The following is a 1,143-nucleotide window of genomic DNA, read 5'->3' as shown; positions in this document are numbered from 1 at the left end:
CATGGCAAAAGAGAAGTTTGAACGTAATAAGCCGCATGCGAACATCGGCACAATTGGTCACGTTGACCATGGTAAGACGACGTTAACGGCGGCGATCACGAAGTATTTCGGTGATTTCAAAGCCTATGACCAGATTGATGGTGCGCCAGAAGAAAAAGCGCGTGGTATTACAATCTCCACAGCTCACGTTGAGTATGAGACAGAAAACCGTCACTACGCCCACGTCGACTGCCCAGGTCATGCTGACTATGTAAAGAACATGATTACTGGTGCGGCCCAAATGGATGGCGCTATCTTGGTTGTGAACGCCGCCGACGGCCCAATGCCTCAGACACGTGAGCACATCTTGCTCGGTCGTCAGGTTGGTATCCCGGCCATGGTCGTTTACATGAACAAAGTTGATCAGGTTGATGACGAAGAGCTTCTGGAGCTCGTCGAAATGGAAATCCGTGATCTGCTTACATCTTATGATTACCCAGGTGATGACATTCCAGTTATCGCCGGTTCAGCTCTTGCTGCGATGGAAGGCAAAAACCCAGAAATCGGCGAAGAGTCTATCAAGAAATTGATGGCGGCTGTTGATGAGTACATTCCTCAGCCAGCTCGCGCTGTTGATGGTGCCTTCTTGATGCCAATCGAAGACGTGTTCTCGATCTCTGGTCGCGGTACTGTTGTAACCGGTCGTATTGAGCGCGGTGTTTTGAACGTTGGTGATGCGATTGAAATCGTGGGTGTCCGTGACACAGCGACAACGACGTGTACGGGTGTTGAAATGTTCCGTAAGCTTCTCGATCGTGGTGAAGCTGGCGATAACGTTGGCGCTTTGCTTCGCGGTATCGACCGTGAAGGTGTTGAGCGTGGTCAGGTTCTTTGTAAGCCTGGTTCAGTTCAGCCGCACACAAAGTTCGAAGCTGAAGCCTATATCCTTACCAAAGACGAAGGTGGCCGTCATACGCCGTTCTTCAACAACTACCGTCCGCAGTTCTACTTCCGTACAACTGACGTGACAGGTGTTGTGACTTTGAAAGAGGGTACAGAGATGGTCATGCCGGGTGATAACGTTGAAGTGAACGTTGAGCTCATCGTACCAATCGCCATGGAAGAGAAGCTCCGCTTCGCGATCCGCGAAGGTGGCCGTACAGT

The 1,143-nt window shown here is 50.8% G+C and carries 1 protein-coding gene; it reads left to right on the top strand.

Going from position 1 to position 1,143, the window contains the following annotated elements:
• Nucleotide 1 precedes the first annotated feature (1 nt).
• Nucleotides 2-1,143: elongation factor Tu (gene tuf, locus IE073_RS14080; RefSeq protein ID WP_189587185.1), on the top strand; the 1,142-nt coding region annotated here is incomplete at its 3' end.

This window comes from Litorimonas cladophorae, assembly GCF_014652455.1.
Classification (GTDB): Bacteria; Pseudomonadota; Alphaproteobacteria; order Caulobacterales; family Maricaulaceae; genus Litorimonas; species Litorimonas cladophorae.
Note: the sequence above shows the minus strand (reverse complement) of the source record. Positions and strands in the feature narration are given on the sequence as shown.